General features: G+C 42.5%; 16 protein-coding genes. 5 read left to right on the plus strand and 11 right to left on the minus strand.

The annotated features are described in order from the left end of the window. The first annotated feature begins 176 nt into the window (after positions 1–176). A complete protein-coding gene (locus tag L2W36_RS21850) occupies positions 177–824 on the plus strand; it encodes a hypothetical protein (protein WP_006073580.1) in 648 nt (215 codons plus the stop codon). A 39-nt stretch (positions 825–863) separates the two neighbouring features. Here L2W36_RS21850 and L2W36_RS21855 read toward each other — a convergent pair whose 3' ends face one another. Both L2W36_RS21855 and L2W36_RS21860 read right to left on the minus strand, forming a co-directional pair. Further along, the gene (locus L2W36_RS21855) at positions 864–1,079 is read right to left on the minus strand and encodes a DUF3820 family protein (protein ID WP_063603643.1); all 216 of its coding nucleotides are present in this window, start codon (positions 1,077–1,079) and stop codon (positions 864–866) included. 162 nt (positions 1,080–1,241) lie between these two features. Beyond that, a complete protein-coding gene (locus tag L2W36_RS21860) occupies positions 1,242–1,583 on the minus strand; it encodes a cupin domain-containing protein (RefSeq protein WP_236111623.1) in 342 nt (113 codons plus the stop codon). Between the two features lie 184 nt (positions 1,584–1,767). Here L2W36_RS21860 and L2W36_RS21865 point away from each other — a divergent pair, with 184 nt between their 5' ends. Continuing rightward, positions 1,768–2,970 (plus strand): potassium/proton antiporter, encoded by a 1,203-nt coding sequence (locus L2W36_RS21865; protein WP_006073575.1) that lies wholly within the window; start codon positions 1,768–1,770, stop codon positions 2,968–2,970. 86 nt (positions 2,971–3,056) lie between these two features. Here L2W36_RS21865 and L2W36_RS21870 read toward each other — a convergent pair whose 3' ends face one another. Then, complete coding sequence (locus L2W36_RS21870; protein ID WP_236111624.1) at positions 3,057–4,145, minus strand: ketoacyl-ACP synthase III; 1,089 nt, start codon at positions 4,143–4,145, stop codon at positions 3,057–3,059. Between the two features lie 179 nt (positions 4,146–4,324). Here L2W36_RS21870 and trxC point away from each other — a divergent pair, with 179 nt between their 5' ends. After that, a complete protein-coding gene (gene trxC, locus L2W36_RS21875; RefSeq protein WP_236111625.1) occupies positions 4,325–4,759 on the plus strand; it encodes a thioredoxin TrxC in 435 nt (144 codons plus the stop codon). Positions 4,760–4,782: 23 nt separating this feature from the next. Here the strand turns inward: trxC and L2W36_RS21880 are convergent, their stop codons facing one another. Further along, on the minus strand, positions 4,783–5,685 hold the full coding sequence (locus L2W36_RS21880; RefSeq protein WP_236111626.1) for a helix-turn-helix transcriptional regulator: 903 nt from the start codon (positions 5,683–5,685) through the stop codon (positions 4,783–4,785). A gap of 72 nt (positions 5,686–5,757) precedes the next feature. Between L2W36_RS21880 and L2W36_RS21885 the strand changes: the two genes are divergently transcribed. Then, complete coding sequence (locus L2W36_RS21885) at positions 5,758–7,140, plus strand: MATE family efflux transporter (RefSeq protein ID WP_236111627.1); 1,383 nt, start codon at positions 5,758–5,760, stop codon at positions 7,138–7,140. Positions 7,141–7,220: 80 nt separating this feature from the next. On the opposite strand, the gene L2W36_RS21890 is transcribed toward L2W36_RS21885, so the two are convergent. Continuing rightward, the gene (locus L2W36_RS21890) at positions 7,221–8,108 is read right to left on the minus strand and encodes a LysR family transcriptional regulator (RefSeq protein WP_038226965.1); all 888 of its coding nucleotides are present in this window, start codon (positions 8,106–8,108) and stop codon (positions 7,221–7,223) included. Between the two features lie 257 nt (positions 8,109–8,365). On the opposite strand from L2W36_RS21890, the gene L2W36_RS21895 reads away from it, so the two are divergent. Continuing rightward, entirely contained in the window at positions 8,366–8,734 is a 369-nt protein-coding gene (locus L2W36_RS21895) for a DUF413 domain-containing protein (protein WP_031495460.1), read from the plus strand. 120 nt (positions 8,735–8,854) lie between these two features. Here L2W36_RS21895 and L2W36_RS21900 read toward each other — a convergent pair whose 3' ends face one another. The 6 genes from L2W36_RS21900 to L2W36_RS21925 form a co-directional block, all read right to left on the minus strand. Beyond that, a complete protein-coding gene (locus L2W36_RS21900; RefSeq protein WP_031495458.1) occupies positions 8,855–9,292 on the minus strand; it encodes an ATP-dependent zinc protease family protein in 438 nt (145 codons plus the stop codon). A 4-nt stretch (positions 9,293–9,296) separates the two neighbouring features. Further along, positions 9,297–10,316 carry a succinylglutamate desuccinylase/aspartoacylase family protein gene (locus L2W36_RS21905; protein ID WP_038226967.1) on the minus strand — a complete coding sequence of 340 codons (1,020 nt, stop codon included), beginning with the start codon at positions 10,314–10,316 and terminating at the stop codon, positions 9,297–9,299. Next, complete coding sequence (gene rimK / locus L2W36_RS21910) at positions 10,317–11,222, minus strand: 30S ribosomal protein S6--L-glutamate ligase (RefSeq protein ID WP_038226968.1); 906 nt, start codon at positions 11,220–11,222, stop codon at positions 10,317–10,319. It lies immediately after the preceding gene. A 492-nt stretch (positions 11,223–11,714) separates the two neighbouring features. After that, on the minus strand, positions 11,715–12,728 hold the full coding sequence (gene galE / locus L2W36_RS21915) for a UDP-glucose 4-epimerase GalE (protein WP_236111628.1): 1,014 nt from the start codon (positions 12,726–12,728) through the stop codon (positions 11,715–11,717). Positions 12,729–12,829: 101 nt separating this feature from the next. Beyond that, positions 12,830–14,245 (minus strand): FAD-dependent oxidoreductase, encoded by a 1,416-nt coding sequence (locus L2W36_RS21920; protein WP_236111629.1) that lies wholly within the window; start codon positions 14,243–14,245, stop codon positions 12,830–12,832. Between the two features lie 253 nt (positions 14,246–14,498). Beyond that, positions 14,499–16,931 carry an ABC transporter permease gene (locus tag L2W36_RS21925; RefSeq protein WP_236111630.1) on the minus strand — a complete coding sequence of 811 codons (2,433 nt, stop codon included), beginning with the start codon at positions 16,929–16,931 and terminating at the stop codon, positions 14,499–14,501.

The following is a 16,931-nucleotide window of genomic DNA, read 5'->3' on the forward strand; positions in this document are numbered from 1 at the left end:
GTTCTCAGTTTTTAAACTGCATTAGTGCTTATTCGTTGCAATATTGACATCAGGATTTGGGTACAAGGTCGCATTTCTTAATCTAAGATCAGAACATTTGCTGTCATTTACTAGGATATATTTGTGGTCAAATCACCTTTTAACCACATGTTTTAAATGGATAAAAAGGAATTTTCATGGCGAAAATAATATTGTATATGCCAACACCAACAACAGACTTATTGTCATACATAGAATATGGTGATCAGCCCACCGATAGCGGCGGTTTATCTACATTCGCTGGTCACAGAAAAAACCATCAATGGATTGAATACCTGCTAAACACCAAGAATAAAGAGGCTATCCAGATTTGGTATGAACCAAAAACCGTTATAAACGAATTAAAAACCATTTCTAACGATGACCAAATCTATATTAGAGGACACGGCGAACCTGGTAGCGAGTATATTAAAACCTCGAAAGGTGGTAAGGAACTAGGCCACCGATTTGTTGTTGATAGACTTAGAGAAAACGGTTTGCCCAAATCTTTTAGAGGAAAGATAAAGTGCTATAACTGCAATAGTGGCTCGTGGCTCAACGGAAAACGCAGTTTCGCACAAGCACTGGCGGATTACATGTATGGCTGGGGTTATGACAAATGTACTTATTACGGTTATAGAGGAAAACTAGATTCGTACTATAAACAGGGTACGCAAGGCATACACAAGTACATTCGCGAAGGAGCATGGGATGTAAATCAGGGTATTTGCAGGGCTAGAGATGGTCGGGTACAGATAAAACCTCAGGCTCTTAACCCAACTCAATGGGAGTCTTTATCGGGTTAACGAATACAAATAAGCGACGCAAAAAAACGTCGCTTTTTACTACATTCGCTTTAATGGTTTGACAACACTATCTAGCCCTTCAATTTTCAGTGCCAAGCACAGCTTAAGTAACTCTCCCAACTCACCATTAGGCCAACCTTTTTTGTCAAACCACAATAAGTACTCTTCAGGTAAATCGATCAATACCCTGCCCGCATACTTACCGAACGGCATTTGAACCCTAGCGAGCTTTACTAAATTTTCTTTATCTAACATTTTATTCTTGGGACTAATCAGGTTCTTTTATGGTGAGTAATCTTAAAGATGTTCAACCAAATAGCAATATAAACAAAGAGGAAGAAGACAATAGTTAAAAACTAAGCTGCGAATCGCAGACCTCAAGGTCAAACACTTCTCTAGGGTTTAAGTTCGGAATTTCTACTCACTCTCATCTTTCGGATAGAACACAGCCAACCAAATTGTCAATGAGGACTCTGAGGTGGACTTCACTCGATGCTTGACGTGTGCTGGTATATCAATGTAATCACCAACACTTAAGGTCACAAAAGTACCGTCATAGTACTCAATAACACCTTCTCCTTTCAAAACAGTCACCCATTCATTTTCGGTTTGATCATACCAATCACCAATTGGTGTAAAGTGGCCATCTGAAACGATACGTTCAATTCTCACTCCCTCAGAAGCAATGATGTCTTCAAATACTTCATTGGTTAAATCTTTTGGAATTTCACCAAATATATTTCCTCTCTTCAATCCCATTTATCTATTTCACTCTAGTTATGTAACCAACTAAAATACTTACAAAATTTTTGCTTGTAAGTTAAAGCTCTATCGTTAATAAGATACTATAATCTAAACAAATAGAAACATAGAGTTTACGAATCATTTTCCATTTTGGTTTCTGATTTATGTCATTTGGAACAACAACGATAATAGGACATACATGAACTTTGAGTTTGGACTCGTAGGTTTTGCGGCGTTAATTTGCGTAGGCATTCTGTTACATCACCCTTCTCGTACTCTTGGCTTACCTTCTCTTTTGATCTTTATGGCAGTAGGTCTGGTCATAGGTAACGGTGAATTTGGTTTCGTCTATGACAACTTTACACTTACTTCTGCAATCGGGGCGATTGCATTAAATATTATTGTCTTTGTCGGAGGTTTGAGTACTTCGACACAAAGCATCAAAGTGGCTTACAAAGAAGGTGGCGTACTTTCCTCTCTTGGAGTTGTATTTTCCACGGTTGTCTTCGCGGGTATTATCTATGTTCTCTTTGGCCTCCCGCCGGTGCATTGTTTGTTATTTGGGGCAATAGTTTCCTCAACAGATGCAGCTGCGGTCTTCTCCATCCTTGAGTCCAAAAAACTAAAACTCAAAGAAGACACTGACACTATCTTAGAATTCGAATCAGCAACTAATGACCCTGTCGCTTTGATACTAGTCGTATTGCTGACCAGTCTTGCACTTACTCCCGATACGGTTCCTTCAGTTACAAGTATCGGAATCGAGTTATTACTACAGATCTTTGTCGCGCTAGCTATAGCCATTTCTATCGGTAAGCTATGTACTCACCTGTTAAACAGCATCAAACTTGAAGAGTATGGGTTAATCCCAGTTTTCATTTTAGCTTCTGCAGTGCTAGCAATGTATGGAAGTGATTTGCTCGGTGGCAATATTCTACTCGCTTCCTATGTCGTTGGAGTGGTCATTGGCAACGGCGTAAAACGTGGTATGGAAGTCAGTCGCCACTTTTTTAATAGTCTTTCGTGGTTGGCTCAAGCCATACTGTTTGTTGCTTTAGGGTTACAGATCTTCCCTCAAGAACTCTTCAAGGTGTTCTGGCAATCCTTGCTGCCTGCTTTCTTGTTGATTCTTGTAGCAAGACCGATAGCAGTACAGTTATGTTACCTACCTTTCAGAAAAGCCAGTTGGCAAAAGCGTTTATTCATATCTTCTATCGGATTGAAAGGAGCAACACCTATTGTATTTGCACTAATTCCTGCAGCTGCAGGAGTTGAAAACGCGGTTACTATGGTTCATATGGTGTTCTTTATTGTTGTCATTTCTGTGTTCGTGCAAGGTGGAGCGATTGAAGTATTGGCAAACAAACTCAACCTTAAAGAAGTTAATACACCAGAGGACTAAACACTTATTCTATATACACTCGATTGTTTAAGAGTGAATAAAACAACAGAGCCAGAGAAACTCTGGCTCTTTTAGTTCACAAAACCTTATTTAGCGGGTTTATTGTGACAATGCTCAATCGCCGTTTTCATCAACTCTAGCGCAGACTTGTCACATGGTGGCAATGCAGCATCGCTACTGCCAATTGGCTCGACTCTTTCGCCCCATTTGATGTAGCTAGCGCCCCACGTCAGACCCGCACCAAATGCGGCTAGCAACAAGTTATCTCCTGGCTTAATTCTTCCTTGCTCCATTGCTTCACAAAGTGCGATTGGCACAGTCGCAGCGGAAGTGTTGCCATATTTTTGAATATTGACGAATGCTTTATCTTGGTCGATTCCAGACAAATCACACAAGGTTTGAATGATACGGATATTAGCCTGATGTGGAATCACAACATCAATATCTTCTTTAGTAAGGTTAGAACGAGTCAAAACGGTATTCGCTGCCGCCCCCATTCCTTTTACCGCTCGTTTGAAGATCTCTTTGCCAATGAAATTGAACTCAAAGTAACCGTTATCTGCTGCGAATCTCTCCATTGAAGTGCCAAATTTTGGCACAGCGAGAATATCGCGACCTTTTGCATCACAACCAATTTGCGCATCTTGAAGACCGACTTTACTTTCAGTACGAGAGAGCACTGCAGCACCTGCCCCGTCACCAAATAGTACGGCGGTATCACGCTCACTCCAGTCAATAAAGAACGAAAGTCGCTCAGCACCAATAACGATGGCGTTACGATAATTGCCTGATTGAATCAGTTTTGTGGCCGTTTCGAGCCCATAAACGAAACCTGTACAAGCCGCATTTAGATCAAACGCAGCGGCTGCTGGAACACCTAAGTTTTGCTGAACTCGTGATGCTGTATTGGGAATCAAAGAATCTGGAGAACACGTAGCAACGATAATCAAATCAACTTCATCTGCCGTGATTCCAGCACATGCCATTGCATGTTTAGCAGCAACGGTTGCCATTTCAGAGGTGTTCACATCGCTAATGCGACGATTTTCTATACCAGTACGGGTTCTAATCCACTCATCGGATGTTTCCATTACAGTGCTAAGATCGTGGTTAGATAAGATCGCTGGTGGAAGGCACTTACCCCAACCAGTAATTTCGGCGTAAAATGTTGTCATTCTGTACCTATTTTTTATAGTTTTCGTCAATCGAGATAGACAAATAATATCAATCAGCTCACTGTGATAAGTTTCAATAATAACTTGTCTATCCCGACTCTAAGAGCTTCGAGTATACTCATAATCTAAGGCTCACAGAAGCCTAATTTCATAAATTCAATTCACGGTTGGGAGAGACCATGTCGACTATCAATACCCGTTGCCCATCATGCAATGGACTTAATCGTTTACCCGCAGAAAGAATCACCGAGTCACCTAATTGTGGTCGTTGTAAAGCACCGCTTCTTGATGGCCAACCAGTTGAAGGGACGGTAGACAACTTCTCCGCACTTTTGAACAGTAACCAACCTGTTGTTGTCGATTTTTGGGCCACGTGGTGCAATCCTTGTGTTGGTTTTGCGCCCGTCTTCCAACAAACCGCCGAAGAACGCAAAGGACAAGTACGATTCGTGAAAATTGATACTGAGCAACAGCAACAACTGGCAGCTCAATTTCAAATCAGAAGTATTCCGACCATTATGGTGTTTAAAAATGGTCAGCGCGTAGATGTGATCAATGGTGCCCTGCCAAAAGGTCAATTCGACCAATGGTTAGAGCAAGCTATTGCAAAATAACCACCATAGAGCGCAGAAGCGCTCTATCTTTCTTCATTCGATTGCATGACTTGTTTACGATATGCACTTGGCGAACTACCCATATGTTTTGTGAACCTATGGGTAAAATTGAACGGATCACGATATCCTAATCGCTCCGCAATCATGGCAATTGACCAATCGTTATTTCTTAGCAAATCACACGCTTTTTCCATACGTAGATTAATGAGTCTTGCTCGTGGTGACACGTTGTAAAGCCGTTTACATATTCGTGCGAGTTGCTCTTCGCTTAAAAATGTCTTATTCGCCATAGTTTTAACAGTCCATGGTAGATGAAGCTGACCTTCAATTTGGCTGAACAAAGCTTGTACTCGGACTGTCGAGTCAGTAGGCTGCGACTCAAATCCAGTAATAATACGGCACACTTCCCCTACTAGCAGTTTTCGATAACTTGCTCTGCCACCAATTTCCAAATACAGGAGTGTCATTAAGGCCCAAATCCGTTCACAACCATGAAATGGCAGTACTTTCTGTCCTAAATCAGATAAAGCTTGCCAGCGTTGTCGGTCTTTAGGTAGAAACCAGATCATGCGCCAATGTTTATATTGAGGGTTGATCTCAAATCGATATGGTGTGTGTGCAGGTAATACGACTATCGAGTACGGCTCGATAGGAGCAACAAAATCCTCCGTCATCAACACGCCACCACCTTCGATTGTAAATAAGACTGTGTGTACATCAATGCCCTTGCGCTCCACATGGTAGCCTTCAATCAAGTTTGCCATTCCAGCCATGAAGATATCTTCAGGAATGAACTCGGGGATATCATTGGACGAAAGAAAGCGTTCTTCACATGCCTCCGATAAAAAGACTTCATCTACCCACTCAGATTTGATGTTAAATTCATCAATGACGGATTCGCACAGGTTTTGTCTATTTTTGAACATGGTTTTGATGTCTCAATTTTCTTATATTACCACCGTTTATATGATTCAAATCACACTTTCAGGAGGGCTGCTATGACAACTAAAACCTATCTTAAGTCATCTAACAAGGCTTCTCAAAACCATCTTCTCTCTTCTGTGGTAAAGCTTGGTTTCCCCGTCGCAATTCAAAGTGCACTTGTTGCAATTTTGGCACTAGCGGACGTACTGATGGTCAGTGATTTTGGTAAGGAAGCGACTGCTGCAGTAGGCATTGCCTCTAAATGGCACTTTGTCGCTATTATGATCATGGCTGGAATGGCTTCAGCCAACGGGGTACTTGTTGCCCAGTATTGGGGACGTAACGACAAACGTAGCGCCAAAACTATCACCCAGCTTTCAATGGAGTTCGGTGCAAAGCTGTTAGTACCCGTGACATTAGGTATCACGCTCTTCTCCAGTTTTATTATGATGCTGCAAACCAACGACGCTACCGTTATTGAGCTTGGCGCTACCTATTTATGGTATGCGTTTCCGGTACTTATATTAACTCACGTGGTGATTGTAGCGGAATCAGCCATGCGCTCATCCGGTGACGCTGTCACACCTTTAATTCTTGGGGCTATGACAATTTTTATCAACATTGCCCTCAACTTCTGGTTAATTAAAGGTGGTCTGGGTGTCCCTCCAATGGGCGTAGCCGGCGCTGCATTAGCGACAACGATATCCAGATTACTTCAGGTAATTTTCATCTGGGTTTATCTCAACCATCGTAACCATTGGCTTCTTAAAGAAGCGAAACTTGAGAATACCGAACGACTCTGGGGTTCTTATAAAAAACTCGCGGTGCCGACCACGCTTAACGCTATTTTATGGGCAATGGGTACACTTATGTACCAAGTGATATTTGGTCATATGGGCACTACCGAGCTCGCTGTTTTTAGCATGATGGCACCATTTGAGTCGCTGTGTTATTCGCTGTTTTTTGGTATTTCGGTAGCCTGCTCTGTGCTACTTGGTCAATCCTTAGGCAGAGACGAATTTGAACAGGCATTCAGTATGTCTAAATTCTTTATTAAAGCGGTATTCTTGTTTGGAATCGTCACTGGAGCGATTCTACTACTTGGTCGTGAAGTCATTCTTGAGTGGCTGAACTTAACCGCCGATGAACTTTATCCGCTTGCTGCACCCGCTATGTTTATTCTGTGTTGTGCGATATGGTTACGCATGCTGAACCTTATTATCATCAACGGTATTCTACGAGCCGGAGGAGATAATAAGTTTTGTTTAAGAATGGACTTCATCGCAATGTGGACTGTGGGACTTCCGCTAACCGCAACCGCAGCGTTTGTATTCGGACTTGAATTTCAGGTTGTCTATGCCTGTATGCTTTTTGAAGAAGTCGTTAAGTTTGCTTTGTGTTTCCACCGTTATTTAAAACGCTATTGGATGAATAATTTAACCGTGGTTAGTGCTTAGTAATCTGTAAATGCAAAAAGGCTTCACTTGTTTAGGTGAAGCCTTTTGCTATATGTTACTAGAGTACGTAAAGCTGTTACTTAATCCGTATTTTCCCCAGCCTGCTGCATCAAATAACTTGTCGTTGGTTCAATAGTATTAATCAGTTTTTCTACTTGGAGTATCGCCTCTATAGACGTGCTGTTTTTGCGGTAACTGATAAATAAAGGACGAGACCAAACCTCAGATCCATCGACTTGATAGAGCTGTCCAGAGTCTAAGAAAGGCTCTACAAGTGAAGATGGCAAATACGCACAACCACCCTTCTCAAGAATAAAGTCCAACGCAATTCGACCTGTTGAAGTGCGTAGATATGGTGCTGGAATATTTGGATGTCTGTCCGCATGCTCAAAAGCAAATTGTGTACCCCAGTCCACATATACATATTTATCTTTAAAAGCATCATCAAGCTCGCGTTGCTCTGTTGAAACCAGAACTAACGTCAATTCAGCAATCTGATGACTTTTAAACTCCTCGACTTTAAATGGGTCGAATGAGAACGCAAGATCTAGTGTACGCTCAAGTAGTTTCCTATTTAGCTGCTCGCGCCCCAGGGACTCAGCCACAAAGCCATAACCCGTTAATGAATCAGTGACAACACTTAAACAGTTTTGCAGATAGGCGTCCCAAATATTAGGTGTACCGCCAATCGTCAATTGCAACGCTTTATTGCTCTCTAATGATAAGTCAAACGTCGCTTGCTTTAGCGTTGATACCATTACTTCTGCGTACCCTATTAGCCTTTGGCCAGCCGACGTTAGTTGGATGTTGTTTCTGTGCCTTGTAAACAGCCGAGTATCAAAGTATTCCTCTAGTTGTTTGATGCGAGCACTCACAGCGGCCTGAGTTATATAGAGATTTTCTGATGCGCGGCCAAAGTGCTTTTCCTTCGCGACTTCGAGGAAAGTTTGAAATACTTTTACGTCCATAAAATGACTCTTAAACAGATTCTAAGTAGTTGAGCTAACGAAAAAGTTAGCTCAGTATTCTTACACAGTTATGCTGTATTAAGCATAAAGAAATTTTGTGATTTCGACAAAAACAATTCGTTTCCTTTCTTGCCGTTTTCACACTATTTTCAGCATCGAACCAACACGGGATTCAACGGTTTAGTCGACTTTTCTTTGGATTGTTGCGGAGCCACCTGAATTACCTTGCTTTACTACCTATTTGCTTTGAGGTCTCTATGACTGAAACTCAATTTCGCCACGGCAAGAAACGTTTTTATGATGCAGTAAAGTTTCCACGCGGATTCGCTAAATCGGGAGATTTTACACTTTTGGAAGAGGACATCTTAGTAACTTATGGTGAAACTATGCTTGCGCTTGAGCGCGGTGATATTTCACCAGAGAACGCTGAAGAGAAACACTTCACTAAAGTGATCGTTAACCCGAGTAAGGCGAAATCTAAACTGGAACATACTTGGCTTAAATACGTTCGCTTAGCACGCGGAAGACGAGCGTTCCACACTTTAAATAGTAAATCGAAGTATCACGAAGCTTCGAAAGACTATGATTATGATATGGATAACGATGACGTTCTAGAGCCAGCATAAGTATTGTGATCTTTCCTCCTAAACGCAAAGTAGAGCCAAGTGCTCTACTTTTTTTTGCCCAGAAAAAGCTCGTATATTCTTCCTAACCGAATCACAAAAAACCGCCCGAAGGCGGTTTAATTAGTCAATCAGAAACGCTCTGCTTGGGTCTACATAGACTTTGTCGGCCATCGCTTCACGTCCTAATAACATCATATACGACATATCCTGACGATTACTTAATGTAATTTCAATTGGCCACTCTCTATCCCCCAATCGGAATAGCGTTTGAATCACACAACGTTGCTCTGAGTCACCGTTGGATGATTTGATGCGCCTTGAGTCGTGGATAAGTGACTCACAGTGTACGATTTCTTCCAAATGATAGATATCTGGATGAAGATCGTATTGAACGTACATGCGCCCGTCACGTTTGAAGCGTTCAAGGTTGTCCACATGAAGAGATGAGGTTTTAGCCCCAGTATCAATACGAACTTCGAGATCGAAGATTCCCAACTCAGGAAGACTGCACACTTCCAAGTTACCAATTATCATTCTGTCATTATATGTGTTTGGCATAGTGTTACATGCTCGGTTCTACAGGAACAATCGACTCTTGCATGATTTCGATATGTTCAAATACCTCTTCTGCGCTATCTCCAAAATACGCAATGTGATACATAGCCTCACCTTCCTGTACTAAAGGAATGTTCTGCTTACCAATGATGATACCCGTACGGTTTGATTTTACTTGGCTGATATTATTTCCTAGCGGGCCATTGATATCTGCCAATGTTTCGCCTTTCTCAACCATAGAACCAAGTTGTACGTACTCTTTAACAAATCCACTCGCATCTGCACGAGTCCAATCACTGCGGTTAGCTATAAACGGTTCAGTTTTCGCTTTAGAAACACGCTTACGAATCATGCCAAGTGCTTTGAGCACTCTCAAAACGCCTTTAACGCCGGTCTGAATCGATAGTTCGTCAAAACGTAACGCTTCACCAGCTTCATAAAGCAACACTCGAGCACCATGATTTACAGCAGCTTCGCGTAGAGAGCCATCACGGATGTTTGCATTCAACAATACTGGTACTGCAAATGCTTCCGCGAGACGCTTAGTTTCTTCATCTTCAAGGTTGGCACGAATTTGTGGCAAATTAGATCGATGAATCGCGCCTGTGTGTAAGTCAATACCATAATCACAATGTGCGACAATGCTTTCTAAGAAAGTATGAGCTAGTCGACCAGCAAGAGAACCTTTCTTCGAGCCAGGAAAACAGCGATTGAGGTCTCTGCGATCTGGCATGTAACGGCTTTGGTTTAATACGCCGTAGACATTCACCATAGGTACATAAATTAACGTACCATTCTGGAGTTTTAGGTTCTCTGCGATAAGACGACTGATGATTTCAATACCATTCAACTCGTCACCATGTACCGCTGCACTGACAAACACCACTGGGCCTTCTTTTTTAGAACGAATGACCTGTACTGGTATTGATACTTCTGCATCGGTATACAGCTTAGCTACTGGTATATCTATTTCTTTACGCTCTCCCGGGCGTATTTCTACGCCCGCAATGACAAGCTCTTTTGCCATTTAACCACGTCCTTTTGTTTTGTTGTTGTTAGGCTTGGCATTTTTCTCGATAAACTCGTAAATTAAGCCCGCCACATCTTTACCTGTCGCGTTTTCAATTCCCTCTAGGCCTGGTGATGAGTTAACTTCCATCACTACTGGGCCATTTTTCGATTGCAGAATATCAACACCACACAGGTTCAGTCCCATCGCTTTAGCCGCAGCTACAGCAGTCGCGCGTTCTTCTTTAGAAAGCTTAATAAGCTGAGCACTACCACCGCGATGTAGATTTGAACGAAACTCACCTTCTGCCGCTTGACGTTTCATCGCCGCAATCACTTTGCCACCGACGACAAAACAACGAATATCAGCGCCATTAGCTTCTTCAATGAACTCTTGTACCAAGATGTTAGCTTTAAGACCCATGAACGCTTCGATAACACTCTCAGCAGCTTTGTGAGTTTCTGCAAGCACCACACCGATACCTTGAGTACCCTCTAATAGCTTAATGACAAGCGGTGCGCCACCAACATTCTTGATAAGATCTGGAATATCATCTGGCTTACTAGCGAAACCAGTTCTTGGCAGACCGATACCTTTGCGTGATAGCAGTTGCAATGAGCGCAGCTTGTCACGTGAACGGCTTATCGCAACCGACTCGTTTACACAAAATGTACCCATCATCTCAAACTGACGTACTACTGCTGTTCCATAGAACGTAATAGATGACCCAATTCGTGGAATGACTGCATCGTATTGAGGTAACTCCTCACCCATATAACGGACTTTAGAGTTACTACTAGTAATATCCATATAGCAATGCAGGGTATCAATGATATCCACTTGATGTCCCCTCGCTTCCCCTGCTTCTTTTAGGCGGCGAGTTGAGTACAAGTTTTCGTTGCGAGATAGAATCGCAATGCGCATGGCAGTATCCTCTTATAGATGTTTAGTTTTATGAGTGTGAAACCCCGGTATCGGACGACCGGAAAGAGCGTGCACCTTAAGAGTTTAGTCGATAAAAATACAACGATTGTTTTTGACCGTTACGACAATTTATTTTTATCGTTAATTACGCAAATTTTGGGCATAAAAAAACCGGCTTTCGCCGGTTTTTGTTAATAAATTCATTCAGATAAAAGGTATGTAATCAAAGTGTTAGAATGAATATTACTTATTAGCCATTTCTTTCTTAACCATTACTACTGCTGCAACTACGAAAGTAATGATGAGTGCTAACTCCATTGAGTTCCCCTTAGATTAAAAAGTTATTTCATACATAAAATTAAGTACTGATACCATTTTATCAAAATTACAACAATTTCATACTTTTTATTCACTGCTTAAGGAGATCTAGATCAAAAAAGAGCGCATTATGCGCTCAGTTGTTATTAATGGTAATTAAATGTTAATAAAACATTATTCCGGATACCCTTCTGGGTTTTGCGATTGCCACTTCCAACCGTCAGTTGTCATATCTTGCAATGATCGTGTAGCCACCCAACCTAAATCTTTATTAGCCTTACTTGGGTCTGCCCAGCACTCCGCAATATCACCAGGGCGACGCTCTACAATCTTGTAAGGAACTTGTTTTCCTGAAGCTAACTCAAACGCCTTAACCATATCTAAAACACTCGAACCATTACCCGTCCCAAGGTTATAGACGTGCAAGCCTTTTTGATTATTCAGCGTCTTGAGAGCCGCAATATGGCCATCTGCTAAATCCATAACATGAATGTAGTCACGAACACCGGTACCATCTGGCGTCGGATAGTCATTGCCGAATACCGAAAGAAATTCACGACGTCCAACAGCAACCTGCGAGACGAATGGCATTAAATTGTTAGGGATCCCTTGAGGATCTTCACCCATTTCTCCGGTTGGATGCGCCCCTACTGGGTTGAAATAACGTAGCAAAGTTATCGTCCAGTCTGGGTTGGCTTGCTGAAAGTCTGTTAAACATTCTTCAACCATTAACTTACTTCGGCCGTAAGGGTTAGTAGCACTTGTTGGGAAACTCTCTGTAATAGGAACAGAAGCTGGATCACCATAAACCGTTGCAGATGAACTGAACACTAAGTGCTTAACTCCGGCTTCTCTCATCGCGTCTACTAAAACTAACGTTCCGTTAACGTTGTTGTCGTAATACTCAAGTGGCTTTTCAACAGATTCACCAACCGCTTTTAATCCAGCAAAATGAATAACTGAATTGATATTGTGCGCTTTCAGAACTTCCAATAGCGATGATTTATCGCGTACGTCACCTTGGATAAATGCAGGTCGTGTACCAGACACTTTTTCTATTCTGTCTAACACAGCTGCTTTTGCATTGTATAAGTTATCGAAAATGACAGGCGTCATACCTGCATTTATTAACTGTACACAGGTGTGGCTACCTATGTAACCAGCGCCGCCAGTAACTAAAACATTCATTTGCCAACTCCATGTCTAATCTACAAAGGATTATATGCAATCGAAACTGAATTACGACTATCAATGGTGAGAATTACTCAAACTTCTCTTCAATTGATTGATTAATAGCCGATTGCCAACTCTTCAGGGTACCCTCTACTCAACGCGATTTGTTTCGCCCGAGCTTCAATAGCATCAACGTCCTCAATTATTGAGTCCACGTCATTACCTGTAGTGGCAGGGATAGCAAACCATTTTTCAGCGATCTTCTTACCGGCAAGCAGCGCAGAAGAGGCTTTAACAATTTCCAGTCGAGCGTAACGTTCTCCTTCAAAGCTTACATCTGCAGCTCTAAGGCTTGGGTCGTCGCCGGGAATTTGCTGCGCACCGTACAAAGGTGTTCCTGCTGGCTGAGCTGTCTCAAAGCAAGGAATATATTGACTGAGGTGTTGTATCGCGTTGCAAGCTCGCTGTGTTTGAACTTCCAAAGACCAGCCTTTGTCGACTTTGTTAATTAGGTTTTGCGGTAATTGAGGCTGCGCACTCTCTGAGGTCGACTGAACAAGCCCTTCATTAAATAAAGTAATGTTCTTAGTCATACCGTGAAGCTGAAAGTAACCGCCGGGATAAGGTGTCAACTGAGCCATGCCTTGTGGCGTACCACGCTTGCCATGAAAGATAATTTCTGGCCATTTTTCGTTCTTATGACTTTGCCATTGAGTGACATAGGCGGCTTTAAACTCGACAAGACGTTTTCGTGATAATTTCAGTTGATCATCAATTATACCTGTTCTAAAGCCGCAGGCATTGATGACAAAATCAAAATGAGCTTCACGGCCATTTTCAAATTGTAGTCTATACCCATCACCCAATTGAGAAACACACTGAATGCACCGACCCGTTTGAATGTCCAGGTTTGTTAAGTTATTAGAAGAGAGCTCAACTGATGCCGCCACGCGAAATAGGCTTAGGCCGTATTCCTGTACTACGTAAACCGGATACTTAAGCTTGCTCAAATCAGCATGCTTTGCGAAAGGTATTAACCACTCATCGATCGTGGAAGGATTTGTTGGAGCTTCAAGTGATGCCAATGCTTTCAATTGTGCAAAGCTAAACTCATGAAAATAGTCTTCGGGACTACCCAACACTTGGTTAGCTGGATTCGCTTTAACTAATTGTAGATAGCTTTCTCGGAGCAGTTCTAAACGAGGTAACAAGGACTCCGGTGTGCCATCATCATTCTTCGGGACGGCTATAACGGTGGGACGCTTATTGACGGTAGCGGGAAAGAACTTCACGAAGTCTATCGACTGTACTAGCAAATCGAGACATTGTTGCTGGGAAAGCTCACGATACAGATTGCCGCCAGCATGTAGATGACAGATTGGTGGGCCGCTAACTAGATTGTCGTTTTTTTCAAACAGCGAAACGCTTAGCCCTTGTTTTGCTAGATAAAGTGCCACCGTAGAACCAGCTACACCTCCACCAATGATTGCAACTCTTTTACCGCTGGTTGCCACCGCTAAATCTCTGTTCATCGCTTAGTTATGGGCGTTATAAAGGAGGTCAATTTTAGCCTTTTAATTTATTAAAAAAAATCACTATTTTTGTGATGTTTTTCTTGACAGTAATTCAGTGCATAACTCAAACCAATGTAGATTTTGATTGAAATTCCTTTCCATTACCGATAAATCAATGGTTACAGTTTTATGCCAGTAATTTTACTATCGAGTTATCCAAGACTTTATCCACCGATTTTGTGGATAACTCATCAAAATCGGTGGCTAAGTATTAAGCAAACTGCTTCTGACTTGTAGTAAGCATTTGTCGTATCAATGAAAATAACACCAGTGCTAATGTAACGAATGCGATTACTGGTACCATTACCCACGTGGATAAATGCCAACTCCACGGCAATTCAAAACCGAATTTCATGATCGAACCAACTACGATTTCTGCGCCAAGTGTAGCGACAAGGCCAGCTGTTATCGCCATAATCCCGTACTCGGCCCATATCGTCCGAACAATTCGTTTTCGACTGGCGCCAAGAGTACGGTACAGACGAATCTCTGCCTGTCTTTGAGATAAGCTCAAACGGAGTAAAGTAAAGATGAGTAACACGCCAGATAAAACACCCAATGCAGCTAATACGGTAATTGACCAGACTATTTGGCTAAGTAACCCTTGAATCTTCTCTCCCATCAAACGAATATCCATTAAACTCACCGTTGGGTGATTTCGTGATAATTCTCCAATTAAAGCATTATCTTTGTCTTCGAGTCGAAAGCTCACTAACCACGCGCTTGGGATATCAGCCAGCACATCAGGGGTAAATATAAAGTAGAAGTTTGGTTTCATATCGCGCCACTCAACAAAGCGAATGGAGTTGATTTTTGCCGTTACCTTTTGCCCATTGATCGTGAATCCAAGTTCATCCCCAAGTTTGAGATTCAGGTTTTCAGCGACCTCTTTCTCTACTGAAACACCGTTAGTTTCAGTCCATTCTCCCTCAAGTACCTCATTATAAGTCGGAAGAGTTGCAGCATAAGTAAAGTTAAGCTCCCTACTTAGGGCATCTTCTTGTTCTAGCCCTTGCTTTTGTCGAGATTGAGCGTCTTCCCCATTAATCTCAGTTAATCTGCCTCTAGATATAGGAAACGCCTCTGAACGCTGGATATTGTTGCCGTCGAGTGCATCTAGGTATGTTTGCTTCTCATGTTCGCCTATATTAAGCGCAAACGCATTAGGAGCGTCTGCTGGCAGTGTTCGCTGCCAATCACTTAATAAGTCACTTCGGACTAACCAGATTGTCGTCAACAACATTAATGACAGTCCTAGCGCACCATATTGAAGTCCAGTATGCCGTTTGCTACGGTTGATGCGGCTGACCGCCAGTTTCATAGAGACAGGCAGCGACACTTTTGAAAGAAGTAAGGTGAAAACAACGCTAATCGCCCCTAAAACTAGAAACAGCCCAACGATGCCCGCGAGAACTATCCACACTAAGTTGTTGTCACGATACGCAATAAGCAAAGGAATAAGGGGAACTAGAATCAATAGGTAGATGAATCCGCCACGCTTCTCATCTGCACTTTGTAACACCTCTACAGAAGAGACTGAGATAAGTTTATACAGTGGTATACCCAGAGCTGGTACACCGATACACAAGCTAGAAACGACAGCGATGAATGCTGGCGTCATGCCATAACTCGGAAGTGGATCGGGTAGCAAGTCAGTAAGTGGCAATCGCAGTAATGTTTCGAGAAGCGTACCCAATACCAGACCTGCAAAGATCGCTAACACCACCAGCAACAAAGTTTGAATACTAAGCCAGCGAACCAACCATGCTTTGCTTGCTCCCAAGCTTTTTAACATCGCGACAGTTTGTCTTCTGCTCTGGACGTAATTTTGACAAGTCAGAACTAACGTTGTTGCCGCCATAATAATGATGATAGCGACCGTAAGAGACAAGTACTGAGTGGTTCGATCGAATATTTCATTAGTACGACTACCCGAGCTTTGATCTCGCCATCGGTCACTTGGTGTTAGCTCTATTTGGTCTTTTAATGTTGCAATCGCGGTATCGTCACCCGTTAAATAAGCCCTGAATTGAACACGACTGCCCAATTGTACCGCCCCCGTGGCATCTACCGAATCTTGGTGAATATATGCAGTAGGCATCTGCTGGAACGGATTAAAGCTAATACCGGGCTCCTCCAAGATGACGCCACTCACGGTTAAATCTGCGTCACCAACAGTGACAACGTCACCCTGACTAACACCAAGCTGCTCAGCGATCCGACTGTCCAGCCATAATTCTCCAGGTTTCACGCGATGCTGAGTACCCGTATCGGTTGCAAGGGTTAATGTTCCTCTCAAAGGAAATCTATCGTCAACTGCCTTAACGGTAATAAGCTGCATGCCATTATCACTAAAAGACATCGTGGCAAAGCGAGTATAAAAAGAAACGTTGAGTCCAGAGGACTCAATATATTGTTGATTGGTTGGCGTTATTGGGTTCGCAGTGATGTACACCGTATCAGCGGTAAGTGCATCTTTGCCCTGCTTGACAATGACTTGCTCCATCCGCTCTGCAAGTGCTGCTAAGCCAAAGATACAGGCAATGATTAGAGTGAGTGAGATAGCAATCGGCCAAAGTTGCCCTTGCTTAATTTCATCAATGCTCCAACTAACTAGCCTTTTGTTAAGTCCTCCTTGTGCCAT

This window comes from Vibrio sp. McD22-P3, assembly GCF_021568915.1.
In the GTDB taxonomy this organism is placed as follows: domain Bacteria; phylum Pseudomonadota; class Gammaproteobacteria; order Enterobacterales; family Vibrionaceae; genus Vibrio; species Vibrio mediterranei.

Excerpts from the sequence above, each read along its gene's own strand:
- galE (WP_236111628.1), bottom strand. The coding sequence starts at position 12,728 with ATGAATGTTTTAGTTACTGGCGGCGCTGGTTACATAGGTAGCCACACC.
- L2W36_RS21870 (WP_236111624.1), bottom strand. The coding sequence starts at position 4,145 with ATGACAACATTTTACGCCGAAATTACTGGTTGGGGTAAGTGCCTTCCA.
- rimK (WP_038226968.1), bottom strand. The coding sequence starts at position 11,222 with ATGCGCATTGCGATTCTATCTCGCAACGAAAACTTGTACTCAACTCGC.
- L2W36_RS21860 (WP_236111623.1), bottom strand. The coding sequence starts at position 1,583 with ATGGGATTGAAGAGAGGAAATATATTTGGTGAAATTCCAAAAGATTTA.
- L2W36_RS21880 (WP_236111626.1), bottom strand. The coding sequence starts at position 5,685 with ATGTTCAAAAATAGACAAAACCTGTGCGAATCCGTCATTGATGAATTT.
- L2W36_RS21925 (WP_236111630.1), bottom strand. The coding sequence starts at position 16,931 with ATGGCACAAGGAGGACTTAACAAAAGGCTAGTTAGTTGGAGCATTGAT.
- L2W36_RS21920 (WP_236111629.1), bottom strand. The coding sequence starts at position 14,245 with ATGAACAGAGATTTAGCGGTGGCAACCAGCGGTAAAAGAGTTGCAATC.
- L2W36_RS21900 (WP_031495458.1), bottom strand. The coding sequence starts at position 9,292 with ATGCCAAACACATATAATGACAGAATGATAATTGGTAACTTGGAAGTG.
- L2W36_RS21865 (WP_006073575.1), top strand. The coding sequence starts at position 1,768 with ATGAACTTTGAGTTTGGACTCGTAGGTTTTGCGGCGTTAATTTGCGTA.
- L2W36_RS21885 (WP_236111627.1), top strand. The coding sequence starts at position 5,758 with ATGACAACTAAAACCTATCTTAAGTCATCTAACAAGGCTTCTCAAAAC.
- trxC (WP_236111625.1), top strand. The coding sequence starts at position 4,325 with ATGTCGACTATCAATACCCGTTGCCCATCATGCAATGGACTTAATCGT.
- L2W36_RS21905 (WP_038226967.1), bottom strand. The coding sequence starts at position 10,316 with ATGGCAAAAGAGCTTGTCATTGCGGGCGTAGAAATACGCCCGGGAGAG.
- L2W36_RS21850 (WP_006073580.1), top strand. The coding sequence starts at position 177 with ATGGCGAAAATAATATTGTATATGCCAACACCAACAACAGACTTATTG.
- L2W36_RS21895 (WP_031495460.1), top strand. The coding sequence starts at position 8,366 with ATGACTGAAACTCAATTTCGCCACGGCAAGAAACGTTTTTATGATGCA.
- L2W36_RS21890 (WP_038226965.1), bottom strand. The coding sequence starts at position 8,108 with ATGGACGTAAAAGTATTTCAAACTTTCCTCGAAGTCGCGAAGGAAAAG.
- L2W36_RS21855 (WP_063603643.1), bottom strand. The coding sequence starts at position 1,079 with ATGTTAGATAAAGAAAATTTAGTAAAGCTCGCTAGGGTTCAAATGCCG.